This window comes from Mesorhizobium sp. M1169 (assembly GCF_040318345.1).
Classification (GTDB): Bacteria; Pseudomonadota; Alphaproteobacteria; order Rhizobiales; family Rhizobiaceae; genus Mesorhizobium.
This window is the reverse complement of the sequence record NZ_JAMYME010000009.1, coordinates 131,301-157,100: the sequence shown is the minus strand read 5'-3', so window position 1 is coordinate 157,100 and position 25,800 is coordinate 131,301. Positions and strand designations below refer to the sequence as shown.

The 25,800-nt window shown below is 63.0% G+C and carries 27 protein-coding genes and 1 tRNA gene; 20 read left to right on the top strand and 8 right to left on the bottom strand.

The annotated features are described in order from the left end of the window. Positions 1-169 precede the first annotated feature (169 nt). The 5 genes from cysK to hrcA form a co-directional block, all read right to left on the bottom strand. Positions 170-1,150, bottom strand: coding sequence for a cysteine synthase A (cysK, locus tag NKH41_RS12350; RefSeq protein ID WP_023718844.1), 981 nt, complete (start codon positions 1,148-1,150; stop codon positions 170-172). A gap of 165 nt (positions 1,151-1,315) precedes the next feature. Then, positions 1,316-1,933, bottom strand: coding sequence for a LysE family translocator (locus NKH41_RS12345; protein ID WP_352614746.1), 618 nt, complete (start codon positions 1,931-1,933; stop codon positions 1,316-1,318). A gap of 87 nt (positions 1,934-2,020) precedes the next feature. Then, entirely contained in the window at positions 2,021-3,376 is a 1,356-nt protein-coding gene (locus tag NKH41_RS12340) for a PQQ-dependent sugar dehydrogenase (protein ID WP_352770198.1), read from the bottom strand. Positions 3,377-3,476: 100 nt separating this feature from the next. After that, the gene (locus NKH41_RS12335) at positions 3,477-3,674 is read right to left on the bottom strand and encodes a hypothetical protein (protein WP_023678983.1); all 198 of its coding nucleotides are present in this window, start codon (positions 3,672-3,674) and stop codon (positions 3,477-3,479) included. Positions 3,675-3,709: 35 nt separating this feature from the next. Then, positions 3,710-4,822, bottom strand: coding sequence for a heat-inducible transcriptional repressor HrcA (gene hrcA / locus NKH41_RS12330; protein ID WP_502893799.1), 1,113 nt, complete (start codon positions 4,820-4,822; stop codon positions 3,710-3,712). Between the two features lie 144 nt (positions 4,823-4,966). Here hrcA and rph point away from each other — a divergent pair, with 144 nt between their 5' ends. From rph to NKH41_RS12305, 5 genes are read left to right on the top strand one after another with little or no spacing between them, the layout of a single operon-like run. After that, on the top strand, positions 4,967-5,683 hold the full coding sequence (gene rph, locus NKH41_RS12325) for a ribonuclease PH (protein WP_352473573.1): 717 nt from the start codon (positions 4,967-4,969) through the stop codon (positions 5,681-5,683). A gap of 33 nt (positions 5,684-5,716) precedes the next feature. Further along, positions 5,717-6,127, top strand: a complete 411-nt coding sequence (locus NKH41_RS12320) for a VOC family protein (protein ID WP_352473571.1) — start codon at positions 5,717-5,719, stop codon at positions 6,125-6,127. A gap of 14 nt (positions 6,128-6,141) precedes the next feature. Beyond that, entirely contained in the window at positions 6,142-6,789 is a 648-nt protein-coding gene (gene rdgB / locus NKH41_RS12315; protein WP_352614790.1) for an RdgB/HAM1 family non-canonical purine NTP pyrophosphatase, read from the top strand. Next, entirely contained in the window at positions 6,786-7,949 is a 1,164-nt protein-coding gene (hemW, locus tag NKH41_RS12310; RefSeq protein ID WP_352770195.1) for a radical SAM family heme chaperone HemW, read from the top strand. The genes rdgB and hemW overlap by 4 nt, the downstream gene beginning before the upstream one ends. Before the next feature lie 4 nt (positions 7,950-7,953). Then, on the top strand, positions 7,954-8,277 hold the full coding sequence (locus NKH41_RS12305; RefSeq protein ID WP_352770193.1) for a low molecular weight protein tyrosine phosphatase family protein: 324 nt from the start codon (positions 7,954-7,956) through the stop codon (positions 8,275-8,277). A 263-nt stretch (positions 8,278-8,540) separates the two neighbouring features. Here NKH41_RS12305 and NKH41_RS12300 read toward each other — a convergent pair whose 3' ends face one another. Further along, the gene (locus NKH41_RS12300; RefSeq protein WP_352614740.1) at positions 8,541-8,726 is read right to left on the bottom strand and encodes a hypothetical protein; all 186 of its coding nucleotides are present in this window, start codon (positions 8,724-8,726) and stop codon (positions 8,541-8,543) included. Between the two features lie 176 nt (positions 8,727-8,902). Here NKH41_RS12300 and rsmI point away from each other — a divergent pair, with 176 nt between their 5' ends. From rsmI to NKH41_RS12280, 4 genes are all read left to right on the top strand, one after another. Further along, positions 8,903-9,829: a 16S rRNA (cytidine(1402)-2'-O)-methyltransferase gene (rsmI, locus tag NKH41_RS12295; RefSeq protein WP_352770191.1), complete on the top strand. Its 927-nt coding sequence runs from the start codon at positions 8,903-8,905 to the stop codon at positions 9,827-9,829. Beyond that, positions 9,822-10,199 (top strand): YraN family protein, encoded by a 378-nt coding sequence (locus NKH41_RS12290; protein ID WP_023678973.1) that lies wholly within the window; start codon positions 9,822-9,824, stop codon positions 10,197-10,199. Before rsmI ends, NKH41_RS12290 begins: the two co-directional genes overlap by 8 nt. Positions 10,200-10,408: 209 nt before the next feature. Next, entirely contained in the window at positions 10,409-11,380 is a 972-nt protein-coding gene (locus tag NKH41_RS12285; RefSeq protein ID WP_352473565.1) for a complex I NDUFA9 subunit family protein, read from the top strand. Positions 11,381-11,460: 80 nt separating this feature from the next. Further along, on the top strand, positions 11,461-11,697 hold the full coding sequence (locus NKH41_RS12280) for a metallothionein (RefSeq protein WP_352926009.1): 237 nt from the start codon (positions 11,461-11,463) through the stop codon (positions 11,695-11,697). Positions 11,698-12,018: 321 nt separating this feature from the next. Here NKH41_RS12280 and NKH41_RS12275 read toward each other — a convergent pair whose 3' ends face one another. After that, positions 12,019-13,269, bottom strand: coding sequence for a flavin-containing monooxygenase (locus NKH41_RS12275; RefSeq protein WP_352770251.1), 1,251 nt, complete (start codon positions 13,267-13,269; stop codon positions 12,019-12,021). Between the two features lie 225 nt (positions 13,270-13,494). On the opposite strand from NKH41_RS12275, the gene NKH41_RS12270 reads away from it, so the two are divergent. Beyond that, a complete protein-coding gene (locus NKH41_RS12270) occupies positions 13,495-14,208 on the top strand; it encodes a DNA helicase (RefSeq protein WP_352932698.1) in 714 nt (237 codons plus the stop codon). A gap of 96 nt (positions 14,209-14,304) precedes the next feature. Here the strand turns inward: NKH41_RS12270 and NKH41_RS12265 are convergent, their stop codons facing one another. Then, positions 14,305-15,111 (bottom strand): undecaprenyl-diphosphate phosphatase, encoded by an 807-nt coding sequence (locus NKH41_RS12265; RefSeq protein ID WP_352770189.1) that lies wholly within the window; start codon positions 15,109-15,111, stop codon positions 14,305-14,307. Positions 15,112-15,272: 161 nt separating this feature from the next. Here NKH41_RS12265 and NKH41_RS12260 point away from each other — a divergent pair, with 161 nt between their 5' ends. The 10 genes from NKH41_RS12260 (at position 15,273) to NKH41_RS12215 (ending at position 25,753) form a co-directional block, all read left to right on the top strand. After that, a complete protein-coding gene (locus tag NKH41_RS12260) occupies positions 15,273-15,965 on the top strand; it encodes a glutathione S-transferase family protein (protein ID WP_023678968.1) in 693 nt (230 codons plus the stop codon). Beyond that, positions 15,946-17,106 (top strand): tRNA epoxyqueuosine(34) reductase QueG, encoded by a 1,161-nt coding sequence (queG, locus tag NKH41_RS12255; RefSeq protein ID WP_352770186.1) that lies wholly within the window; start codon positions 15,946-15,948, stop codon positions 17,104-17,106. The genes NKH41_RS12260 and queG overlap by 20 nt, the downstream gene beginning before the upstream one ends. Further along, positions 17,103-18,011, top strand: coding sequence for an SDR family oxidoreductase (locus tag NKH41_RS12250; protein WP_352770184.1), 909 nt, complete (start codon positions 17,103-17,105; stop codon positions 18,009-18,011). Before queG ends, NKH41_RS12250 begins: the two co-directional genes overlap by 4 nt. A 56-nt stretch (positions 18,012-18,067) precedes the next feature. Further along, complete coding sequence (gene mepA, locus NKH41_RS12245; RefSeq protein WP_502895684.1) at positions 18,068-19,162, top strand: penicillin-insensitive murein endopeptidase; 1,095 nt, start codon at positions 18,068-18,070, stop codon at positions 19,160-19,162. Positions 19,163-19,283: 121 nt separating this feature from the next. Further along, the gene (locus tag NKH41_RS12240) at positions 19,284-20,309 is read left to right on the top strand and encodes a glucokinase (protein WP_352473558.1); all 1,026 of its coding nucleotides are present in this window, start codon (positions 19,284-19,286) and stop codon (positions 20,307-20,309) included. A gap of 118 nt (positions 20,310-20,427) precedes the next feature. Continuing rightward, the gene (locus tag NKH41_RS12235) at positions 20,428-22,287 is read left to right on the top strand and encodes an ABC transporter ATP-binding protein (RefSeq protein ID WP_352770248.1); all 1,860 of its coding nucleotides are present in this window, start codon (positions 20,428-20,430) and stop codon (positions 22,285-22,287) included. After that, positions 22,284-23,117 carry a 4-hydroxy-tetrahydrodipicolinate reductase gene (dapB, locus tag NKH41_RS12230; RefSeq protein WP_352683980.1) on the top strand — a complete coding sequence of 278 codons (834 nt, stop codon included), beginning with the start codon at positions 22,284-22,286 and terminating at the stop codon, positions 23,115-23,117. The genes NKH41_RS12235 and dapB overlap by 4 nt, the downstream gene beginning before the upstream one ends. A 76-nt stretch (positions 23,118-23,193) precedes the next feature. Next, positions 23,194-23,814, top strand: a complete 621-nt coding sequence (locus NKH41_RS12225; RefSeq protein WP_352473555.1) for a 2,3-bisphosphoglycerate-dependent phosphoglycerate mutase — start codon at positions 23,194-23,196, stop codon at positions 23,812-23,814. Positions 23,815-23,887: 73 nt separating this feature from the next. Continuing rightward, positions 23,888-23,972, top strand: a tRNA-Leu gene (locus NKH41_RS12220). A gap of 110 nt (positions 23,973-24,082) precedes the next feature. After that, positions 24,083-25,753, top strand: a complete 1,671-nt coding sequence (locus tag NKH41_RS12215; RefSeq protein ID WP_352932693.1) for a DUF6538 domain-containing protein — start codon at positions 24,083-24,085, stop codon at positions 25,751-25,753. Positions 25,754-25,800: the final 47 nt, after the last annotated feature.

The window sequence follows — 25,800 nt, the reverse complement described above, 5'->3', positions numbered from 1 at the left end:
CCTCCACCTGCCGGACAGCGACGATTGATACGGAAGTGACCCGCCGCTCAAGCGAACGACGCCCGCCACAGGTGGTTTTTCAGCGGTCCACGCCGACGCGTGATACTGAGTATTTGATGTCGGAGGGCATCGCGAAGGATCGCTACTGACCGGTCAAAAACGCTCGTGTCTAAGCGCCCAATCCCTCGAACAGGATCGTCGAGAGATAGCGCTCGGCGAAGGAGGGGATGACGACGACGAGGTTCTTGCCCTTGTTCTCGGGCCGCGAGCCGACGACGATCGCCGCTTGCAGGGCGGCCCCCGACGAGATGCCGACCGGCACACCTTCGAGCCGAGCGACGAGCCGTGCATTAGCAACCGAATCCTCGTTCGAGACCTTGACGATCTCGTCATAGATCGTCGTGTCGAGGATTTTTGGCGCGAAGCCGGCGCCAATGCCCTGGATCTTGTGCGGGCCTGGCTGGCCGCCCGACAGCACCGGCGAGGCTTCCGGTTCGACGGCGACAACATGCACCGAGGGCTTACGCTTCTTCAGCACCTGGCCGACGCCGGTGATGGTGCCGCCGGTCCCGATGCCGGCAACGAAGATATCGACTTCGCCATGGGTGTCGTTCCAGATTTCCTCGGCCGTGGTGCGGCGATGGATTTCCGGATTGGCCGGGTTTTCGAATTGCTGCGGAATGACAGCGTCGGGCAGCGTTGCCGCCAGCTCGTCCGCCTTGGCGATGGCGCCCTTCATGCCTTTCGGCCCTTCGGTCAGCACCAGTTCGGCACCGAGCAGAGCCAGCATCTTGCGGCGTTCGACGGACATGGTTTCCGGCATGGTCAGGATCAGCTTGTAGCCCTTGGCAGCGGCGGCAAAGGCGAGCGCGATGCCGGTATTGCCCGAGGTCGGCTCGATCAGGGTGGTCTTGCCGGGCGTAATCCTGCCGGAAGCCTCCAATGCCTCGATCATCGACACGCCGATGCGGTCCTTGACCGAGGCGATCGGGTTGAAGAATTCGAGCTTGGCCAGCAGATTGGCGACGACACCCTTCTCCCTGGCGAATTTATCAAGCCGCACCAGCGGCGTGTCACCGATCGTCTCGGTGATCGAATTGTAGATGCGGCCGCGGCCGGGCACGTGTGTGGGGGTGGCGGGCTTGTTCATTGATTTCCTCCCAGAGGTAAAGCGGCAAGAGTCGCGCGGGCATAGGATAGAGCCATCCACCGCGCAAGATAGGCTGTCGATCGAAAAATATCCGAGTGAAGTTCGTGCTGAGTACCCCCGCCTTTGCAAGGCGTGGCAATCCTTGGGCGGATTGGCGAAAGAGATCTATTGGCGGGCGGCAATTGCCGCCGCCGCGCCGACCATAAAGCCGGCGGCGGTGCGGTTGAGTGCCCTCAGCGCCCGCGGCGACTTCAGGAACCAGCGCGCCTTGGCCGCCAGCGCCAGATAGGGCACCAGCACGACGAGCAGGACGACGATGGTGAGCGCGACGAGGATACCGTAATCGGCCAGCGTGATCGTCTTCAGATCGACGATGGTCGGGGTGATGGCAAGATAGAAGATCATCGTCTTCGGATTGCCGAGCGTGACGGCAAGGCCGGCTACAAAGCTGGATGCCAAGCCGCCCTTGCCTTTCTTCGCCTCCACCGTTTCGGGCGTGATGCCGCTCGTCCAGAAACGCCAGCCAAGAAAGGCGAGGTAGGCGACGCCCAGCCATTTGATGGCCAGGAAGACCATGCCGAAAGTCTGTGCGACGAAAGCCAGGCCGAGCACCACGGCAGTGAGATAGGTCAGGTCGCCGAGCATCAGCCCGAACGACATGGCCAGCGACGAGTGGAAGCCGGAACCCAGAGCACGCGCAACAAGCGCGGTGACGCCTGGGCCGGGGATGGCCGCGGCGATGCCGAGGGCAGCACTATAGGCGAGGAACCCGGTGAGTGTCATGATTGGCGCTTGTCGCACAATGTTGAAGTTGGGTGAATTCCCTCGGGCCGGATTCGATTGCGCCAGCGCAGCAGGCGACACCGCCGTTCAGGAGCGGCCGTCTTCGTAGGTAACGCGCCAGATGGTGCCGTTACCGTCCTCTGTGACGATCAGGGAGCCGTCCTTGGCCATCGCGACACCGACCGGGCGGCCCCAGACGGCGTCGTTCGAGATGACGAAGCCGGTCATGAAGTCCTCATATTCGCCTGTCGGCTTGCCATCCCTGAATTTGAGCCTCACCACCTTGTAACCGGTCCTGGCGCCACGGTTCCACGAACCATGCATGGCGACGAAGGCGTCACCCTGATAATCCGCCGGGAAGTTCTTGCCGTCGTAGAAGGCTATATTCATCGGCGCCGAATGCGCCTGCATCAATACATCGGGGACAGTGGCCTTGCCGGCGAGGTCTGGCCGCTCGCCCTGATGGCGCGGATCCTCGTTATTGCCGATGTAGTACCAAGGCCAACCATAGAATCCGCCGTCCTTGACCGCCGTTGCAAATTCGAACGGCACATTGTCGCCGAGTTCGTCGCGCTCATTGACGACGCACCACAATGCGCCGGTGGCGGGCTGCACGGTCATGCCCGTACAGTTGCGCAGGCCGGTGGCGACAGTTCGCGGATTTTTCCCATCCGGGTCAAAGGCGAGCACATCGGCACGGCCGTCCTCGGAGCCCCAGGCCGCCCCGAGCGGCTTTGATTTGGCCCAGGCGTCGAGGCCGCTATCCGGCTCCTTGCCTATATCCTCGGCGACGTTCGAGGCGGAGCCAACCGACAAATAAAGCGTTTTGCCGTCCTGCGAGAAGGCGATGTCGCGGGTCGTGTGACCACCCGACGGGATTTTGGCGACAATGGTTTCTGGTTTGCCGGATGTCTTCAGGTCGCCATCGCGATAGGGGAAGCGGACGATGCTGTCGCTGTTCGCGACATAAACCCATTGCGGTTTGTCTCCTGGCGGATAGAAGGCGATGCCGTAGGGATAATTGAGCCCCTTGGCGAAGATCGCTTTCTCGATGGGCCTGGCGCTGCCCTCGGCGAGACGATAGACGCGTATTTGGTCGGCATGGCTGTTGGCAACAAACAGGTCGCCATTCGGAGCGACGCGCACGACACGTGGATTGACGATGCCGGATGCGATCATTTCAGCCGAAAAGCCCGACGGCAATTCTGGCTTGGCGCTTTCGGGCCGTTCCGCCACGCCGGCGCCGTTCGAAGCGGATTGGGCGGGGTCGGCTGCCGGCATGTCTCGCGGCCCAATCAGGCGTCGGACGCCAGGCCTGTCGGCGTGCCAATCGCCAAACGCGGCTTCGCCTTTGAGCACATTCTGATCCGCCTGCTGGGCGGCTGCCGGTGTCGCAACAAGGAGGGCAGCGGCCAAGGCCGCAAAGCCGCCAGATCGGATCATCAACGTCCTCCGGGATTCGCCTCGAACAGGGGCAAACGGCATCAGGTATTGATCGTTCCAAGCGGCCGTCCAGCACACGAGGATTTGAAGCCGAACCCGTTCAGTTGCCAGAGGCGTAAAAGTCGTCGTCGAGGCGCTTTTCCAGCGCGACCAGATCGGCCGGCAGCGGTAAACCCATCGCCCGCATCTCTTGCAGCTTCTCGCGCAACTGCTCTTGTACCTCGTGCTGATCCTCTGGCTGGTTGATCATTTCTTCGAGCAGCAGACTGATCTGGGCCTTGAACGATTCCAGCGCCATTCTTTTCTCCTCCTTGCGGCAGGCCGCGGCGGCTCCTAGCTCAGCATGCGCGAAATCAGCTGCGCCGTATAGTCGACCATCGGTACTATGCGCGCATAATTCAGCCGCGTCGGCCCGATGACGCCGAGCGCACCGACGACACGCGCGTCCTTGTCGCGATAGGGTGCCACCACCAGCGAGGAGCCAGACAGCGAAAACAGCTTGTTTTCCGAACCGATGAATATGCGCACGCCTGGGCCTGCCTCGGCGAGGTCGAGAAGCTGGATCAGCCCATCCTGCGTCTCCAGATCCTCAAACAGATGCCGCAGCAATTCTATGTCGGCCTGGGCAGTGACGTTTTCCAGGAGATTGGCGCGACCGCGCACGATAAGCCGCCCAGGCACGCCGCTTTCAGCGCCTGCCCAGACCGCCAGGCCCTTCTCGACCAGATCCTGCGACAGCGTGTCGAGGGCCGCCCTGGTCTCTTCCTTGATGCGGGCGATCTCGACCCGCGCCTCGGCCAGGGTGCGACCGCGGATATGGGCGTTGAGGAAGTTAGAGGCTTCGTGCAATTGCGAGATGGTGATGCCGGCGGGCAGATCGATGACGCGATTTTCGACGTCGCCGTTCTGCGAGACCAGCACGGCCAGCGCCTTGGTCGGCTCGAGCTGGATGAATTCGATGTGCTTAAGCGCCGCCTCATTCTTGGCGGCGAGCACGAGGCCGGCGCCGCGCGACATGCCGGACAGCATCTGGCTGGCCTCGGTCAGCATATGCTCCAGCGTCGCGCCCGAGCCGGAGGCGCGCACCTGGGCCTCGATGGTGCGGCGCTCCTCGTCGGAGAGGTCACCAAGTTCCATGAAAGCATCGACGAAGAAGCGCAGGCCTGCCTGGGTCGGCAGCCGGCCAGCCGAAATGTGCGGCGCATAGATCAGGCCGAGATGCTCAAGGTCGCTCATCACGTTGCGGATGGTGGCCGGCGACAGCGACGACGGCAGGATGCGCGACAGGCTGCGCGAACCGACCGGCTCGCCATCCCTCAAATAGGAATCGACGATGCGCCGGAAGATGTCGCGCGAACGCATGTCGAGCGATTGAAGCGCGGGCGATTGCAGCGCGTGCGAGGGGAGCACGTGCGACTGCAAACCGGGATCGACTGCCTTTGTCATTTCGAGCCAAACCTCCGCCCCGAAGATATAGACTTCCGCGGTGTCGGCGCAACCGGTCCATTTTCCTTTGCGCGTCACGCCCCGTGCGGCTACAAGCCGGCCAAGATTCCCCGGCCAAGATTCCGAAGAAAGAAAGAAGCCTGAATGCGCCCTTCCAAACGCCAATTCGACGAAATGCGCCCCATCTCCTTCGAGCGCGGCGTCTCCAAGCATGCGGAAGGCTCGTGCCTGGTGAAGTTCGGCGACACGCATGTGCTGTGTACGGCCAGCCTGGAGGAAAAGGTGCCGGGCTGGATGCGCAACTCCGGCAAGGGCTGGGTGACGGCGGAATACGGCATGCTGCCGCGTTCGACCGGCGAGCGCATGCGCCGCGAGGCTTCGTCCGGCAAACAAGGCGGCCGCACGCTGGAAATCCAGCGGCTGATCGGCCGCTCCCTGCGCGCCGTGGTCAATCTGCAGGCGCTCGGCGAGCAGCAGATCACCGTCGACTGCGACGTGATCCAGGCCGACGGCGGCACGCGCACCGCTTCGATCACCGGCGGCTGGGTGGCGCTCTACGACTGCCTGCGCTGGATGGAAGCCCGCCAGATGGCGAGCCTGAGCAAGGTGCTGAAGGATCACGTTGCGGCAATCTCCTGCGGAATCCATGATGGCCAGCCGGTCATCGACCTCGACTACATCGAGGATTCCTCGGCCGGCACCGACGCCAATTTCGTCATGACCGGCAAGGGCGGCATCGTCGAGATCCAAGGCACGGCCGAGGGCGAGCCGTTCTCGGAAGAGCAGTTCGCGGCGCTGATGGGGCTCGCCAAGAAAGGCATTCAGCGCCTGGTCAGCTTGCAGCAAATGGCGGTGGCTTAGCTGCGGTCCAATATTGATGAGATTGGCGATCCTGTGACTCCTTCCGCAATCCTGGAATCAGCACTCTACGTGACCGACCTTGCTGCCGCGGAACGGTTCTATTCGGGCGTGCTCGGGCTCGATCTGCTCGGTAAGGTCGATGGCAGGCATCTCTTCTTCCGCTGCGGCGACGGCGTGCTGCTTATCTTCAATGCCGAGGCCACCAAAGTGCCGCCGCGGGCCGACGCCAAGCTGCCCGTGCCGCCGCATGGCGCGGTCGGCCAGGGCCATCTTTGCTTCGCCGCAAGCGCGGATGAAATCCCACGCTGGAAAGCGCATCTTGAGGCGAAGAAAATCGCCATCGAAAGCGAGTTCGAGTGGCCGCAAGGCGGCCGCTCGATCTATATTCGCGATCCCTCCGGCAATTCGATCGAATTCGCCGAGCCACGAATTTGGGGCATCTGATGCATTCGCCAACTATTCATTCGCTTGATGGGCATAAGATCATCGTCGCAAGCCACAACGCCGGCAAATTGCGAGAATTCGCCGATCTGATGGCGCCATTCGGCATTGAAGCGAAGTCCGCAAAGGAATACGGCCTGCCGGAACCGGACGAGACCGGCACCACTTTCGAGGAGAACGCCCTCATAAAAGCCTTGGCCGCCGCCAAGGCCACTGGATTGCCGGCGCTGTCGGACGATTCCGGCCTGTGTGTCGATGCGCTCGACGGCGCACCCGGCGTCTACACCGCCAACTGGGCTGAGACGCCGGACGGCTCCCGCGACTTCGGCATGGCCATGCAGCGCACGGAAGTGGCCTTGCAAGAAGTTGGCGCGATCACGCCTGCCCAGCGCAAGGGCCGCTTTGTCGCGGTCATCTGCCTGGCCTTCCCCGATGGCCAGGCGGAATATTTTCGCGGTGAGGTCGAGGGCACGCTGGTATGGCCGCCGCGCGGCGAGCTCGGCTTCGGCTACGATCCGGTGTTCTTGCCCGATGGGTTCGAGAAGACCTTCGGCGAGATGAGCGCGAAGGACAAGCATGGCTGGAAGCCCGGCCAGCCAACCGCATTGTCGCACCGTGCCCGCGCCTTCCAGAAATTCGCGCAAGCCCGATTGGCCGCCGTATGACCATGCTGCTCGACCGCAGGCCTGGTTTCGGCGTCTACGTCCACTGGCCGTTCTGCGCGGCCAAATGCCCGTATTGCGACTTCAACAGCCATGTCCGCCACCAGCCGGTCGACCAGGAGCGTTTTGCCCGCGCCTTCGAGACCGAGCTGGCGACGATGCGCGGCCGCACCGGGCCGCGCGAGGTGACCAGTATCTTTCTTGGCGGCGGCACGCCATCGCTGATGAAACCGCAGACCGTGGCGGCGGTGCTGGATGCAGTGGCGAAGAACTGGACGGTGCCTGATGGCATCGAGGTGACACTGGAGGCCAATCCCTCCTCCGTCGAGGCCGAGCGCTTTCGCGGCTATCGCGCGGCCGGCGTCAACCGGGTATCGCTTGGCGTGCAGGCGCTGCACGACAAGGATCTGCGCTTCCTCGGCCGTTTGCACAATGTCGATGAGGCCCTGCATGCGATCGGCCTGGCGCGCGAGATATTCCCACGGCTGTCGTTCGACCTGATCTACGCGCGGCCCGGTCAGACGCCGGAAGCGTGGCAGGCGGAGCTCGAGCAGGCGATCGGCCACGCCGCAGACCATCTGTCGCTCTATCAGCTGACCATCGAGGAAGGCACGCCGTTCCATGCGCTGCATGCGGCAAGGAAGTTCATCATTCCAGACAATGAGCTTGCCGCCGATCTCTACGCGTTGACACAGGAGATCACCGCCGCGCGCGGACTGCCGGCCTACGAGATTTCCAACCATGCCAGGCCCGGCGCCGAAAGCCGGCACAATCTCACCTACTGGCGTTATGGCGAATATGTCGGCGTCGGTCCCGGCGCGCATGGCCGGTTCGTCGAAAATGGCCGGCGCGTGGTGACGATCGCCGAGAAAATGCCGGAGACTTGGGCCAATCTGGTCGAGGCCAAGGGCCATGGCGTTACCGGCGGCGAGATCCTGACGCGGTCGGAAGAGGCCGACGAGTTCCTGCTGATGGGGCTGAGGCTGGCGGAAGGCATCGACCTTTCCCGCTACGAGGCATTTTCAGGGCGCGGCCTGTCGACGGCACGGCTGTCGGTACTGCAGGACGAAGGCCTGGTGGCGCCGATCGGCAATGCGCGCCTGCGCGCCACGCCGGCCGGCATGATCGTGCTCGATGCGGTCGTGGCGGACTTGGCCAGATAGCACGTTGAAGAACGTTCTCTTCATCTGCAGCCAGAATCGCTTGCGCAGCCCGACGGCGGAGCAGGTGTTTTCCAAGCGGCGGGACATCGAGGTCGCTTCGGCCGGCACTAATCACGATGCCGACATTCCGTTGACGCATGAACTCGTCGCCTGGGCCGACATCATCTTCGTGATGGAAAAAACGCACCGCGCCAAACTGCAGCAGAAATTCAAGACAAGCCTGAAAAAGGTTCGGGTAATCTGCCTCGATATTCCCGACGACTATGCATTCATGGACCCGGCTCTGGTGGGCCTGCTGGAGGCGCGTGTCTCGAAGTATCTGGGTTGAACGATACATCGCGGAGCATGCGCAACCGCGCTTCGAGAACTGTCTCGACCGATCGCTAAGGTTTGCGGGGTCAAGCCTCGTGCTTGTGGCGGTGTTTGGCGCGATCTTTTTCGCTGGTCTCTCCGGAACGGACCGGCTTGATCTCGCTTTTGTCGCGTGAGGCATGGTGCTGGTCGTCTGTGGAATGTGACGCTGCGCCATCGCGGGCGCTTTTTGTTTCGAGGCGGGTGATGAAAATGTCGAAGCGATTGGGCATCGTCCGGTCAGTGCTCCATCGTGCGGGCGGTTTCGTTTGCGGGCTTGCTCTCTGCCGATCGCTGGCGTGCAAGCGGCTTCTTGGCTCTGCCATCTGCGGCTTCGGCAGGCCGGCTCTTGTCGCATGGTGCGGCGAAGCGTTTGCGGCCGGCATAGTAGGGTTCGAAAACGTCCTGTATCGTCAGGCTGTCCATCCTGCTCCTCCCGAGATCAGGGGTAAAATTCGCCGGCAACGGTTTCGTTCCCTACTGTGGCGAAGGCATGGCGGCCGGTTCACGTCGGCATCCCTTTTGGAACCAGGGCCTTTGCAACCCAGGCTTTTGCAACCAAGCGTGAGCCGTGCCAAACAGGGTCGAACGGAGTTGTGCAGGTGACCGGCGAATCGGCCAAACGCAGTTATGTGGTCGGGCAGACCGAAATCGCCGCCCGGCCGCTCGAGCCGGCGCTCTACCTGGTGGCGACGCCTATCGGCAATCTCGCCGATATCACGCTGCGCGCGCTGGAAACGCTCGCCGCCGCCGATATCGTCGCTTGCGAGGACACACGTGTCAGCCGCGTGCTGCTCGACCGCTACGGCATCCGCCGCCGCACCACCGCCTACCACGAGCACAATGCCGGCGAGGCCGGACCGAAGCTGATCGCGGCGCTGCTGGCCGGCCAAAGCGTAGCGCTGATCTCGGATGCCGGCACGCCGCTCATCTCCGACCCCGGCTACCGGCTGGTCGGTGAGGCGCTGGAACGTGGCATTCGTGTCGTGCCGATCCCCGGCCCATCAGCAGCACTTGCCGCTTTGACGGCATCCGGCCTGCCCTCGGACGCGTTTCTGTTTGCCGGCTTCCTGCCGGTGAAGTCCGGGCAGCGGCTGACGCGGCTGGAAGCGCTGAAGGCGGCGCCGGGAACGTTGATCTTATTCGAATCGCCGCGCCGGCTGGCCGAGACGCTCAGTGCCATGGTCGAGGTGCTGGGCGGTGCCCGCAAGGCGGCGATCGGCCGCGAGCTGACCAAGACTTTCGAGGAGATGCGGACCGGCACCCTCCAATCGCTCGCCAGCCATTATGCGGGAGCCGATACGCCCAAGGGTGAAATCGTCATCTGCGTCGGCCCGGCCGATGCGGTCGCTGATGAGCCAGAAGACATCGACCGGCTGCTGCTTTCGCTCGCCGTCGAGATGCCGGCCTCCAAGGCAGCGGCGGAAGCCGCCAAGATGACGGGTGGCCAGAAGCAGGCGCTCTATCGTCGGCTGCTCGACCTCAAGAATGCTGGAAGAGACGGGACCGGCGGAGGCGGCGATGGCTGAACGGCCGAGCGCCAGCCGGCAAAAGGCCTACCGGCGCGGCCATCACGGCGAATGGCTGGCGGCGGCGGCGCTGATGCTGAAAGGCTACCGAATTCTTGCCCGCCGCCACCGCACCAGGTTCGGCGAGATCGACCTGATCGCGCGGCGTGGCGATCTGGTGCTGATCGTCGAGGTCAAGGCGCGCCGCACGCTGATGGAGGCAATGGAAGCCGTCGGTCGCGAATCGGAGCACCGCATCGAAGGAGCCGCCGATTTCTGGCTTTCGCGCCAATCCGACTACGGAAAATTATCGGTGCGCTTCGACATGGTGGCGGTGCTGCCGTGGCGCTGGCCGGTGCATGTCGAGAATGTGTTTTACGGGCGAAACTAGGCTATTCCCGAAGTGGGGCCGTTTGCTGCGCCTGCGGTTCAGATCATGGTTTGCCGAGCCGTCAAGCATCCGCCCAGCGCTGACTGGCATCCGCCCAGCGCTGACTGGAACAAAAGCGTTCCTGCGTTGTTCCCCAATCGTCCTGATGTTCGACGGGCTGGTTCAAATGCCGGCCTGGGCAGTCGTGGCAGCTATGCGAGGACAAAGGGATGGCGAGGCAAATGGATCCCGACGATCTCAACCCGGTACGGATCGTCACCGTGTTCGGCGGAACTGGCTTTCTCGGGCGCAGGATCGTGAAGCGGCTCCTGGAAAGAGGTTTCACGGTGCGCGCTGCATCTCGCCATCCGGCTCGCGTGGCCCTGGTCTTTTCCTCGATTACAAGGATGCCCGAGGCAGTCGAGGCGGATATATTGGATGCGTCCTCGATCGGGTCGGCCATTACCGGATCACAGGCGGTCGTGAATGCTGTCAGTCTTTACGTCGAGCACGGCGTCCAGACCTTTGAACGCGTGCATGTGAAAGCCGCGGCCGATCTCGCTGCCGCGTCGCGCGACCGCGCGATCGACCAATTCGTCCAGATTTCAGGGATCGGCTCCGATCCTCAATCGGATTCGAATTACATAAGGGCGCGCGGGCGCGGAGAAGGCGCCGTGGAAAGCGCATTTCCCGGCGCTTTCATTGTGCGTCCCGCCGTCATGACAGGACCTGACGACGCTTTCCTCACGACCATTGTGAGGATGATACGCCTCCTGCCGGTCTATCCGCTGTTCGGCGATGGTGGCACACGGCTTCAGCCGGTCTATGTGGCGGACGTCGCCGAAGCAGTGAGCCGGCTGATCGACGGGCGAACCCACAAGGGTTCATCCATATTCGAATTCGGTGGCCCGCGCATCTATACCTATAAGGAACTGCTTCGGGAGATCGCCCGACAACTCGATACGCACGTCAAGCTGATGCCGGTGCCGTTTGCGGTATGGAACGCCTTGGCTGGCGTCGCGGAACTCCTCCCGGCTGCCCCCATAACGCGCAACCAGATCGATCTTATGCGTCAGGACAATGTGGCAGCAATCGACGCGCCTGGCCTGAAGGAACTCGACATCGAGCCGCGGGATATCGACGAGGTGATCCGTGCGATCGAACAGCGCCGTGGCGTAGGCTCGCGCTCGTCTCCGCCTTAGGACGGCCCCCTGATCCTGGCGGGAACCTATCGCCGCGACAGGTTGGTCGAGCTTGAAGCTGTGAAAGAAGGAAACGAACTATGGCCAGATGCGATCAATGCGGGAATGACTACGACAAGGCTTTCAAAGTGACGATGGCCGAGGAGACCTACACGTTCGACAGCTTCGAATGCGCGGTCCAGAAACTTGCTCCGATATGTCCGCATTGCGGATGCCGGATCATCGGACATGGCGTCGAACAGGATGACATCATCTACTGCTGCGCACATTGCGCCGCGGAGGAAGGTGCGAACGCGCTGACCGATCGCGCGCCTTGATGCACCTTCTTTGGCGTCTCCAGGGCGACCATTCCGAACGACTGCGCCGGGTCATCCCATATAGCCAGTGCTGTCAGCACGACGACGACCAGCCGAGGTCAAGACGCCGAGATCAAGGCCGCCGCACGTTGACGGAGGCAATGGATGCAGTCGGCCGCGAATTGGAGCACCGTATCGAAGGTGCCGGCGATTTCTGGCTGTCGCACCAATGGACTACGGAAAATTGTCGGTGCGCTTCGATAAAAGGCAGCGTGCGTCGTCTTGATCGCGCCAGAGCTGTCATGTTCTTGCACGTTCAAGAACCCGCGTTCGACGGCTCGTTTAGACGCCGTTCCGTGGCAAGTCGGCTCCCGCTTGGACGAGTCGCTCCACGACGGCGGCCGCCTCCTCTGGAATGGCCGGTATGGTGCCCGACTTCCGCGTCGATCCGAAATCGAGGCCGGCGAAAAAGAGACCTGGAACAGCGCCGACGCCATCCTCGTGGACGGGCTGGCCGGCGGCATCGAGCGCGCCGGGAAGCCGAACCCATGAGAAATCGCCGGTGAAGCCCGTGCACCAGATCACTGATCTGATGCCGCTCGCCGTCCAGTCGAGGGAGCGGATCGGAGGATCGGGCAAGCTCGGTTCAATCGTCTCGGCTGGATCATCGTCGGCCAGTGGCGCATCGAGGCCGGCGCGCTCGATGTACTCGTCAACCAGGCGCTTGGCATTCGCGGAGACCTCGTCGGCAAATCGCATATGGTCGTCGAGCTCGTCGCCGAAGACGAGGTTGCCGTTCTCCACACCCCTGAAGCGGCCGAGCAGCACCACGCCCTGTGCACTCAGCGATTGCAGGCTGATCGTATGGGTCGCGCCGACCAGCGCGCGGGCCTGCAGCTTGCCGGAGGGGAGGACGAGTTCCTTGCGCGGAACGTCGAGAAAACCGGACAGCGTCAGCCATTTAAGTATGTTGCCCCCGCGGTAGCGCCGCACCCAACGGCCGTTGCGGCTGGTCGCCAAAAAGACCGCACGTCCGGCCAGCGCCAGATCCTCGGCGATCTGGCCGCCCGACTGACCGCTGCCGACCACCAGCACCGCGCCACTCTCGAACTCGGCCGGGTTGCGATAAGCCGAGGAATCGACTTGGCGAATTGCGGTTGGCAAATCCGCCGACCCTGCTGGCCGGACCTGCCGATTCTGGTCGCCGGTGGCGATCACCACGTTGCGCGCCAGAAATGCCCCGTCCGTCGTGATGATGCGAAAGATCCCGTCGTCTCTCGTCAGCTCTTGCACCGGAGTTTGGGTGCTTACCGGCAGGCGGTGCCGCTCGGCATAGCCTTCGAGATACGCGACAAATTCGTGGTGGGTTATCGCGCCCCACGGCTCGGGCCCCTCGTAGGAATCACCGGGTAAGATGGAGCGAATGGTCGGCGAATTGAGTCGAAACGAGTTCCAGCGCTGCGTTCGCCACGTCTCGCCGATCCGGCCTCGATCGAGCACACGGTGGTCGCGGCCCTGCCGTTTCAAGAAGTAGCTGACGCCGAGTCCCGCCGGACCGGCGCCAATAACGAGGGCGTCAAGAACTTCGCTCATGCATTCCCCTGCCAACCATACGTCCACAAGATCGTGTGGCTCGGCTTCGGGCAAGAATAGAGTTCCCGCTGGGATTGCGCTATCTTCCGATTCGGGTGCGGCCCACGCCTCCTCCCTCCGCTCGGGAAAGTATAATTCATACGGGGCTACCTAGTCATCAAACCGACTGTTCGAGCACCAAGCATAAGGAGGGATTGCCAAAACTGCTCGCAATAGGAGGTTGGAATGAAGCTGTCGGCGCCAATTTACCATCTGAAGCGCAAGGCCAGGCTCTTATCCCGCGAAGAAAAAATCCCACTTCATGAAGCGCTTAACCGCATAGCCCTTCAGGGAGGCTACAATGATTGGAGCCTCCTTGCCGCGAAACTGTCCGCTGCAAGGCCGGCCGGCAAGCTGATTGCGCGATTGAAGCCCGGTGACCTGGTGCTACTCGGCGCGCGGCCGGGGCAAGGCAAAACCCTAATGAGCCTCGAACTCGCCGTGGAGGCCATGAAATCCGGCAATCGAGCCATGTTCTTCACGCTGGAATACACCAAAAAAGACGTTGTTGAGCGCTTCGAAGCAATCGGGGCGGAGTACGCGCAGTTCGATAGGCTGTTCGAATTCGACTGCTCCGACGCCATAAGTGCCGATTACATCGTCAACACGTCCGCGTCAGCGCCTCGCGGCACCCTGATGGTCGTAGACTATCTGCAATTGCTCGACCAGAAGCGCAAAAATCCCGAATTGGCCGTGCAGGTCCGGGCGCTGAGGGTATTTGCGCGGGATCGAGGGCTGATCATCGTCTTTATTTCTCAGATCGATCGATCATATGATCCATTGAAGAAGCCGTGCCCGGATATTCGAGATGTCCGGTTACCGAACCCTCTGGATTTGCAGCTGTTTGACAAGACTTGCTTCTTGAACAAGGGGGAAATCCAGTTCCAGCCAGCGAACTAGGCAGGCCCCAATCCGGGGCTCCTGTCGTGCCGCATCGATTGCGTTCCGACAGGGGCTTAGAATCACCGCCAATCTCAGTCTTATAGCTGCACCGGCTCATCTCCAGATGGCCAGCCCCGCCAGGCCGACGATGCCGACGACCAGCCGCCACCAGCCGAACAGCGCGTAGCCATGGCGCGAGACGTAGTCGAGCAGGAAGCGCACGACGATTAGCGCGGTGACGAAGGCGGCGACGAAACCGACGGCGATGATGGGCAGGTCGGCGCTGCTCAGCACATTGCGGTTCTTGAACAGGTCGAAGGCGAAGGCGCCGACCATCGTCGGGATGGCAAGGAAGAAGGAGAATTCCGCCGCCGCCCGTTTGTCGACGCCGAGCAGCAGCGCGCCGACGATGGTCGAACCCGAGCGCGACGTGCCGGGGATCAGCGACAGGCACTGAAACAGCCCGATCTGCAGATAAAGCCTGGTCGGAAACCGCTCGACATCGTGGTAATAGGGCTTCGGCTTCATGCGATCGACCAGCAGCAGGATGACACCGCCGATGATCAGCATGATGCAGATCAGCCGCGGCGATTCGAACAGCACCGTCTTGATGAAATCGTGCGCCAGCGCGCCGATAATGGCCGCCGGCAGGAATGCGATGAGGATGCCAAGGACGAAATGCCGCGTCAGCCGATCGTAGGGCAGCTCGAGCAGCATCTTCCAGAGACGGCGGAAATAGACGCTGAGAATCGCCAATATGGCGCCGAGCTGGATCAGGATCTCGAAGGCCTTGCCGGTCGAATGAAAGCCGAGGAAATGGCCGGCAAGCAGGATATGACCGGTTGAAGACACCGGAATAAACTCGGTCAGGCCCTCGAGCATGCCGAGCAGCAGCGCTTCGACGACGGTCTGGTTTTCCATGGCAACCTCGGCGTTGGAGTGAGGGCGTGAGAAAAGGGCTTGCTTGTCACGGCGCGGAACTCCCCCTATAGGTCGCAGCACCCTGACAGCCCCTGAATCGGGCGGCCAAGACTTACCGGCGCAGCCGGCGATTTGCCAGTGCGCTCTATTATCGCGGGACCATGCTGACGCTTTTCCACCATCCGATGTTCGCCAGCTGCCGCTTCGTCCGCCTCGCCTTTGGCGAGTATGGCGAGGAACTGGCGCTGATCGAAGAGAAGCCGTGGACGCGGCGCAAGGAGTTCCTGGCGCTGAACCCGGCCGGCACGCTGCCGATCCTGCTCGCCGAAGGCGACGTGCCGATCGTTGGCGCAGTGGTCATTGCCGAATATCTCGACGAGACGCGCGGGGTACTCAAGCGCGACAAGCGGCTGTTCGCCGAGGATCCGATGGAGCGCGCCGAAATCCGACGGCTGACCGATTGGTACCTCAACAAGGCGGAAAGCGAGGTTACCCGGCACCTAGTGCGCGAGCGCGTCCTGAAGCCGGTCATGCCGGAAACGGCAGGCGGCGGCTCGCCCGATTCGGCGGCGATCCGCGCCGCCCGCGCCAATATCCGCCAGCACATGAAATACACCAACTGGCTGGCCGGCACCCGTCATTGGCTGGCCGGCAACAAGGTCACCTATGCCGATCTCGCGGCGGCGGCGGCACTGTCGGTGCTCGACTATCTCGGCGAGATCGACTGGCGCGAACACAGCGCCGCGCGCGAATGGTATACAAGGGTGAAATCACGGCCTTCGTTCCGGCCGCTTCTGTCCGACCGGGTGCGCGGCCTGTCGCCGGTGTCACATTATGCGGACCTCGATTTCTGATACGGCAAAGCTGCGCGCGCTGATCGACCGCGAGGCGCGGAATGCCGGCTTCGACGCCATTGCCGTCACCACGCCCGATGCGATTCCGCAGGCGCCGGAACGGCTGGCCGAATTCGTTGCCGACGGCTTTCACGGCTCGATGGGCTGGATTACCGAAACGCTCGAGCGGCGAGGCAAACCGACGACGCTTTGGCCAGAGGTCCGCTCGATCATCGTGCTGGCGATGAATTACGGCCCCGACCACGACCCACGCGACATTCTGGCAAAGCGCGACCGCGGCGCGATCTCGGCCTATGCGCAGAACCGCGACTATCATGACGTGATGAAAGGCCGGCTGAAGGAGATCGCCGGCAAGATCGTGGCGCGCGCCGGCGGGGACGTGAAAGTGTTTGTCGACACCGCGCCGGTGATGGAAAAGCCGCTGGCCGAGGCGGCCGGCCTCGGCTGGCAAGGCAAGCACACCAACCTGGTCAGCCGCGCGCATGGCTCCTGGCTGTTCCTCGGCACCATCTTCACGACGGCCGAGCTGGTGCCGGACGCGCCTGAGAACGATCATTGCGGCTCCTGCCGGGCCTGCCTCGACGCCTGCCCGACGGACGCCTTTCCGGCGCCTTACCGGCTCGATGCGCGGCGCTGCATTTCATACCTCACCATCGAGAACAAAGGACCGATCCCGCATGAGTTCCGGGAAAAGATCGGCAATCGCATCTATGGCTGCGACGACTGCCTGGCCGCCTGCCCGTGGAACAAGTTCGCCCAAGCCGCTTCGGAGGCAAAGCTTGCCGCCCGCGCGGACTTGCGCGAACCGCCGCTCGCCGAGCTGCTGCGTCTCGACGACACTGCCTTCCGCACGCTTTTTTCGGGCTCGCCGATCAAGCGCATCGGCCGCGACCGTTTTATCCGAAACGTGCTGATAGCGGCCGGCAATTCCCAGGACTTGTCGCTGGCCGGCGCCGTTCGCGCGCTGCTCGACGACGCCTCGCCCCTGGTTCGCGGAGCTGCGGTATGGGCGCTGTCGCGGCTGGTGCCGGGTCGGGAGTTCGCCGAACGTGCCGCAGCCGCTTTGCAAGCAGAACATGACGAGGCGGTGAGAGGCGAATGGCTTCTGGCCCTGCCAAAGCCGATCGAGGCGCATACATGACAAAAAAGCAGATTTTCATCTTCGGCGCCGGTTATTCGGGCAGGGCCTTCGCCCGCGCCAACAGGGATGCCGACACAACGATCTTCGGTACAACACGGTCGCTGGAAAAATTCGCGGCGCTGCGGCAAGCCGGTATCGTGCCGCTGCGTTTCGATGGCACGCTGACCTCCGAAATCGGCGATGCCCTTGGGAAGACAACCCATCTCGTCGTCTCGGTCGCGCCGGACAAGGCCGGCGACCCGATGCTGGGCGCGGCACGCGAGGAGATCGCGGCCAACATGCCGGAGCTCGAATGGATCGCCTATCTCTCCACCGTCGGCGTCTATGGCGACCGAGGCGGCAATTGGGTGGACGAGGCCGCCGAATGCCGGCCGTTGTCGAAGCGGTCGGTGATGCGTGTTGCAGCCGAGCAGGATTGGCAACAATTGGGCCATGACATCCACCGGCCGGTGGCGATCCTGCGGCTTTCCGGCATTTACGGGCCGGGCCGCAACGCCCTGGTCAACCTGGAAAACGGCACTGCGCGGCGGCTGGTCAAGCCGGGCCAGGTGTTCAACCGCATCCATTGCGACGATATTGCCGGTGCGCTCTGGCATCTCGCCGAGGGCAATCGCGGCGGCATCTTCAACGTCACCGACGACCTGCCGGCGCCGCCGCAGGACGTCGTCGCCTATGCCGCCCAATTGATGGGCATCGAGCCGCCGCCCGAAATTCCGTTCGAGACCGCCCAACTTTCGCCCATGGCGCGGTCTTTCTACAGCGAGAACAAGCGTGTCGCCAACGCGGCAATCAAGGCGGCCGGTTATGGCTTTCGCTTTCCCGACTATCGCTCGGCGCTCGATGCCATGTGGGCGAGCGGCGACTGGCGCGACGGCGAGGCGCGCAGCCCGATGAAACGGTCATGATCGATACGTTGCGCGGGCTATGGTATGATGCGGTTCAAATCGCGGAGGGGTCCAGCTTGGGGAAGACGTTAGCGCGAGCCTTGCCGGGCAAAACGCTGCTGCTGACGGCAGTACTGGCCATCGCCGGCTTGGCGGCGCTTGCAACGCAGCCAGGGAGCGCCGAGCAACGGGCAAAGGACCTGTTCGGCGCCAAAAAGCTGCCGGCACTCGCAGCAGCGCAATCGATCGGCTTTTATTCCAAAGGCTGTTTTTCCGGCGGCGTCGCCCTACCCATGGACGGCCGGCACTGGGAGGTGATGCGACCGTCGCGCAATCGCCGCTGGGGCCATCCGGCAATGATCGCGCTGATCGAGAAACTGTCGCGCGATGCCGCTGCCGACGGCTGGCCGGGCTTGCTGATCGGCGACATCTCGCAACCGCGCGGCGGTCCGATGCTGACCGGCCATGCCTCGCACCAGATTGGCCTCGACGCCGACATCTGGCTGACGCCGATGCCCGACCGTAAGCTCTCGGCCGAAGAGCGCGAAAACATCAGCGCTACCTTGATGGTCGATGAAAAGACCCATTTGGTGAAGGACGGGCTGTGGACGCCGATGCACACGCGGTTGTTGAAGCGCGCCGCGAGCTATCCCGAAGTCGAGCGCATCCTGGTCAATCCCGGGATCAAGAAGAAGCTCTGCGACACGGTCAAAGGCGACCGTAGCTGGTTGCGCAAGGTCAGGCCGTTCTGGGGCCACGACTACCACTTCCACATTCGCATCGGCTGCCAGGCTGGATCACCCGACTGCAAGGCACAGGAAGCGACGGCGCCAGGCGATGGCTGCGACCAGGCGCTGGCCTGGTGGTTCACCGAGGAGCCGTGGCGCCCCAACAAGAACCCGGACAAGCCGAAGGCACGCGACCTGATGACCATGGCGAACCTGCCCAGGCAATGCCAGTTCGTGCTCGACGCGCCAGCTCCGCCGTCGGCGGAAGCAGTCACCTACTATGGCGACGGCGTGCCGATCGCGGCCGTACCTGCTCCCGCGGCAGAGTCTTCGCCGCCGCCGACGGTCGCAGCCGGCGCGGCAGCGCTTCCGGCCTCGGCGAACGCCTTTGTGGCGACGCCCGAGATCGGCATTCCGCTGCCGCGGCCACGACCGGGGCACTGATGCGGGCAGCGTGTTCGCTGTCTGCATCCGTGCATCTCCACTTCGAAAACCGATTTCCCTTTTTGCGGTCATGCGCTAGTCAACGAGAGAACGGCGATACGCGTCGGGAACGGACGAGAGCATGCCAGGCGTAAGCGACGACGACACTCTGTTGCGATTTCCGATCCTGATCGGCGATATAGGCGGCACCAATGCGCGCTTCTCGATCGTACTAGACGCGAATTCCGAGGCCGGCGAGCCGACCATCGTCCAGACCGCCAACTTCAATACGATTGACGAGGCGATCCAGTCGGCCGTGCTCGACCGCTCGTCGGTCCGGCCGAATTCAGCTGTGCTGGCGGTAGCCGGTCCTGTCGAAAGCGACGAGATCCCGCTTACCAATTGCCCATGGATCGTCAAGCCGAGACAGATGTTCGCCAGTCTCGGTCTCAGCGACGTCGTGGTGCTCAACGATTTCGAGGCACAGGCGCTGGCTGTCGTCGCGCTCGGCGAAGAGCATATGGAAAAGATCGGCGGCGACGAGCCGGAACCGAATTCCGGGCGGGTGGTGCTCGGCCCGGGAACCGGGCTCGGTGTCGCCGGGCTGGTTTATGCGCTGCATCACTGGATACCGGTGCCCGGCGAGGGCGGCCATATGGATATCGGCCCGCGCTCACCGCGCGATTTCCAGGTGTTTCCGCATATCGAGAAGCTCGAGGGCCGCATCTCCGGCGAACAGATCCTGTCCGGACGCGGCCTGGTCAATGCCTACCGGGCGGTGGCCAAGGCGGACGGCAAGCCGTCGCCCTTTACAACGCCTGCCGAGGTCACCGCCGCGGCGCTGGCAAAGAACGATCCGGTGGCCGAAGAGGCGCTGTCGATCTTCGTCACTTGCCTAGGGCGCACCGCCGGCGATCTCGCTCTGGTGTTCATGAGCCGCGGCGGCGTGTTTCTCACCGGCGGCATCGCGCAAAAAATCCTGCCGGCGCTGCGCACCGGCAATTTCCGCGCCGCCTTCGAGGACAAGGCGCCGCACAGCGCCCTGATGCGCGGCATGCCGGTCTACGTCATCACCCATCCGCTTGCGGCGCTTTTAGGGCTGGCCGCCTATGCCAGAAATCCGTCGCTGTTCGGCGTGCAGACGGCGGGGCGGCGCTGGCGGGTTTAGGACACAAGCTGCGCCGCGACGAAGTTTCCCGTCCCCGGCCATAGGCAAGCCGCCATCGGGGCGTTAAGAGGTTGCCGAATTGCAGTCCCGCCAAACCGAAACCACAAAGCGCTCCAACGTGACAATTCCAGCACCAACCAAAGGGAAAGTCCGTCCCAGCGAGATCGTGGCGGTGATCCGCCGCATCATCGCCGAGAACAGCCGCGATTATCGCTGGTACTATGCTCTTGCCGTGCTGTGCCTGGTGACGATCGCGGCGACGACCGCCTTCACAGCCTGGATCATGAAGGATGTCATCGATCAGATCTTCTACCAACGGCGCGGCGATCTTATCGCGCTGATCAGCGTGTCGATCCTGGCCGCCTTTATGCTGCGCGGCCTGGCCAGCTACGGCCAGGCAGTGACGCTGGCCAAAATCGGCAACAATCTGGTGGCGCGCTATCAACGCCGCATCTTCGACCATCTGATGAAGCTCGGCGTCGGCTTCTTCAATGACACCCGCTCGGGCCGGCTCGCCGCGCAGATCAACGAGAACGTCAACGGCATCCGCGATCTCCTGTCGATGACGCTGACATCGCTGGCGCGCGATGCGGTATCGCTTGTCGCGCTAGTCGGCGTCATGATCTGGCAGGACCCGATGCTCTCGGCGATGTCGCTGCTGATCGGCCCGCCCTTGATCTACAGTGTCACCTATCTGATGCGCCGGGTGCGTCGCATCACCCGTGAATCGGTGCAGATCAACTCGCGGCTGATCGGCGCCATGCAGGAAGCGACGCAAGGCATCGCTATCGTCAAGGCCTTCACCCTGGAAGACGAGCTGTCGCGCCGCATCGGCGGCCTCGTCGCGGGCGCCGAGCAGCGGGCAAACAAGATCGCCCGCGTCTCGGAACGGCTGACGCCTATCTCCGAAATGCTGGCCGGCTTCGCCGTCGCCGGCGTCATCGCCTATTCCGGCTACCGGGCGACCGTCGGCGGCCAGCCGCCGGGCGCGGTGTTTGCCTTCATCACCGCCCTGCTGCTTGCCTATGATCCGGCCAGGCGGCTGGCGCGCATGCAGGTCGGTATGGAAAAGTCGCTGGTCAATGCGCGCATGATCTACGAGCTTCTCGATCTCGAGCCGCAGCAAGGTGACGTGCCGGGAGCCGCCGAGGCGAAATTCACCTCTGGCGAAGTGCGCTTCAACAACGTGTCCTTCCGCTATGTCGAAGAGGCGCCGGTCCTGCAGGACCTGAGCTTTGTCGCCGCCGCCGGCAAGGTGACCGCCATCGTCGGAGCCTCGGGCGCCGGCAAGACGACGCTGGTTGCGCTGCTGCAGCGCTTCTACGATGTCGAGTCGGGCAGGATCGAAATCGACGGCCAGGACATTTCAAAGGTCACCAAGCATTCGCTGCGCGGCTCGATCGCCTATGTATCGCAGCAGCCCTGTCTGTTAGAAGGCACCATCCGCGACAACATCCGCTACGGCAGGCTGAGCGCCACCGACGCAGAGATTGAACGCGCCGCCCAACAGGCCGCGGCACACGATTTCATTCGCCAGCAGCCGCAAGGCTACGACACGCCGGTCGGCGAGAACGGCGTGACGCTGTCGGGCGGCCAGCGCCAGCGCGTATCGATTGCACGCGCCATCGTTCGGCAGGCGCCGATCCTGCTGCTCGACGAAGCGACCTCGGCGCTCGACAACGAGGCCGAGGCCCGCGTCCAGGAAGCGCTGACCCATGTCATGGAAGGGCGCACCACCATTGTCATCGCGCACCGGCTGTCGACGGTGGTCAATGCCGACCATATCATCGTGCTGGAGCAGGGCCGGCTGGTCGAACAGGGCACGCATGCCTCGCTGATGGCCGACCCGCACAGCGTCTATGCCCGGTTCCATCGGGTGCAAGGCAGGAAAGGGCTGGGGCTTGTCGATGACGCCAAGCCAATCCAGACTGCGGCGCAAAATGATCACGCGAAAAAGGCGGTCGGGAGACATTCATGAGCGACACGCCGACCGTGAGTGAAATGGGCCTGGTGGTGGTGGGCGCGGCTGGCCGCATGGGCCAGGCGCTGATCCGCGCCATCCACACGATACCGGGCGCGCGTGTCGCCGGCGCCATCGCGCCGGCCGGTTCGCCACATCTCGGCAAGGATGCCGGCGAGCTGGCCGGCGTCGGCAGGCTCGGCGTGGCGATCGGCGACGATCCGCTGCCGGCCTTCGCCAAGGCCGACGGCGTGCTCGATTTCACCACGCCGGCAGCGACCGTCGAATTCGCCGGCTATGCGGCGCAGGCGCGCATCGTCCATATCATCGGCACCACCGGCTGCTCGGCTGAAGACAATGCCAGGATCGCGGCGGCGGCGCGGCACGCGACGGTGGTCAAGTCAGGCAATATGAGCCTCGGCGTCAATCTGCTGGCGGTGCTGGTTGAGCAGGCGGCGCGCGCGCTCGATGCCGACGATTTCGACATCGAGATCCTGGAAATGCACCACCGGCACAAGGTCGATGCTCCGTCGGGCACGGCGCTGCTGCTCGGCGAGGCCGCCGCTGCCGGGCGCGGCGTAGCACTTGCCGGCAACGATGTTCGCGTGCGCGACGGCCATACCGGCGTGCGCAAGGCAGGCTCGATCGGTTTCGCCAGCTTGCGCGGCGGCTCGGTGGTCGGCGACCACAGTGTGGTGCTGGCCGGTACCGGCGAGCGCATCACGCTTGCCCATCATGCCGAGGACCGGGCGATCTTTGCCCGCGGCGCGGTCAAGGCAGCCCTGTGGGCGCGCGGCCGCAAGCCGGGCCTCTATTCGATGCGGGACGTGCTCGGCCTGACAAGCTGATCCACAGATTTGGCTGATCCACAGATTTGGCTGATCCACAAGATTTGGCTGATCCACAAGATTTGAAGGAGCAAATATGTCGAGAACTCTCGTGCTCGTGCGCCACGGCCAGAGCGAATGGAACCTGAAGAACCTATTTACCGGCTGGCGCGACGTCGACCTGACCGAACTGGGCCATGCCGAGGCCAAGTCGGCCGGCGCCAAGCTCAGGGCGCGCGGCATGAAGTTCGACATCGCCTTCACGTCGTCGCTGATCCGGGCGCAGAAGACCTGCCAGCATATTCTCGACGCCGTTGGCCAGAGCGACCTCGAGACCATTCGCGACCAGGCGCTGAACGAGCGCGACTATGGCGATCTCTCCGGCCTCAACAAGGATGATGCGCGCAAGAAATGGGGCGAGGAGCAGGTGCATGTCTGGCGCCGCTCCTATGACGTGCCGCCGCCCGGCGGTGAAAGCCTGAAGGACACCGGCGCGCGCGTCTGGCCCTATTACCTGCACGATCTGCAACCGCATGTGCTGCGCGGCGGCACCGTGCTGGTGGCGGCGCACGGCAATTCGCTGCGCGCGCTGATCATGGCGCTGGACGGCAAATCGGGCGAGGAGATCGTCAAGCTCGAGCTCGGCACCGGTGTGCCGATCATCTACACGCTCAACGCCGATTCCACGGTGGCGTCGAAGGAAGTGCTGGAGCATTGAGCCGGAGAAGGAACGCGGCTTTCAAAAAAGCGCGTTGACACTCATCCCTCGCCCGCTTAATGAGCGCGCACCAGCCCAGATGGCGGAATTGGTAGACGCGCACGGTTCAGGTCCGTGTTCCGCAAGGAGTGGAGGTTCGAGTCCTCTTCTGGGCACCATCAACCCCTTAAGTGGTTGATTTTCCGCAAGGTAGCGATTCTAAAGGGTTTTCTCCCCCAAACTGTCACACAGACTGTCACACAGACAGTCCATCTTCGGGGTTGAAGGCATGGCTATTCCTAAGCATCTGATTCTGATCGACGAGACGTATTACGCCAACGTCCGCGTGCCTTCCGATATTGCCGAAAGCTTCGGGAAGAAGAACGTTCGAAGGTCGCTCAAGACCAAAGATCAGCGCGAAGCGGGACGCCGGGTCCATGACAAGGTCGCTGAAATCGAGCGCGACTTCGACCAGCACCGGGCCAAAATCAAAGCAGCGACAGAAACCCAGCCGGCGCAGGTGCCGGCACCGACGCCTCAGTCCTTCGCCGATCTCGGCAGGCAGTACGGTCGCGAGATTGCAGAACGTCAACTGACAGCACGCGCCGATCTCTACGAGGCATCGCTCGCAAATTCGGAAGACTTCTGGCGAGGTAAAACCGAGGAGCAGTTGCCGACCTTTCCTGACGAGTTCAATTATTTCGACAAGCTGGTGGCGGATGGCGATCTCGATAGAGCCGTGGGTTACATCATTCGTGAGAAGGCCAAGGCACGCATCGCCGATCTCAAGCGCATGGTCGATACGGGCGACATGGGCGAACTGCTGGCCCTTGCCGAGGAGCGCCAGCCCGGTCTAGAGCGCAAGGCACATGTAGCACTCGCGTTGACGCTGGCACGTGCCGAGATCGCCGCTCTGCAAAACAGCCTGTCCGGTGATCTGGATGACCACCTGACGACACCGGAGGCTGACCGGGCCTCAACCACACCAACCTTGCCGCCTGTGTCGCTGGACGCCCTGTTCGACAAATGGAAGGTGGAGACGAAGCCGAGTGCCAGCACCCTATCGACATGGCGCGGCATCATAAAATCGCTGAAGGCAGCATTGCCCGACAAAGCGGATGACGCGGGCTCGATCACGCCGGAAGACCTCATCAAATGGAAGGACGATCTGGTCGAATCCGGGAAGACTGCGAAGACGATCAATGCCAGCTACCTCGCCTGCATTCGCACGGTGTTCAACTACGGAGTGACAAACAGGCTTGTGGCAACCAACCCCGGCACCGGTGTCAAGGTATCGGGCGGCAAGGGCGGGTCCAAGGGATCGACGCAACGCATCGGATACACCAATGACGAAGTTGCTCGATTGCTGACGTTGTCGCGCAAGGAGACGCATCCGGCTTTGCGTTGGTTGCCTTGGCTTGCCGCTCAGACCGGATCGCGCATCAGTGAGGTCGCGCAGTTATGGGGTAGCTTCGTCAAGAAAGCAGACGGCATCCATTATCTGGACATCAAAGCCGCGCCAGATGCAGGCAGCATCAAGGAAGATGTCTCGGAACGAACGGTCCCGCTGCATCCGCAGTTGATCGAAGACGGTTTCCTCGAATTCGTGCAAGCGCGTGGCGATGGACCCCTGTTCTACGGCAAGTCGTCCGGTGACCGGGAGAAGAAACACGCGTCGAAGGGCGTATCAAACAGGCTGGGGACTTGGATACGTGAGAATGGTTTCAACGATAAGCGGATAGACCCGAACCATGGCCTACGGCACTGGTTCAAAACACATGCGGACGACGTTGGAATACAGGACCGTATGGTTGACAAGCTCCAAGGCCACGCGCCGTCAACCGAGGCGGCTAAGTATTATCACCCCGAACTGTCTACCAAGCTGGCCGCGTTGAAGAAGATAAAACTGCCGCCTGTCAGGGGTGGAGGCGACGAGGTGGATGAGGTGTCTGAGGATTGAGCGCAGCAGCCAGCGACCGGTCGCAGAGCACTTCATAAGTGGAAGAT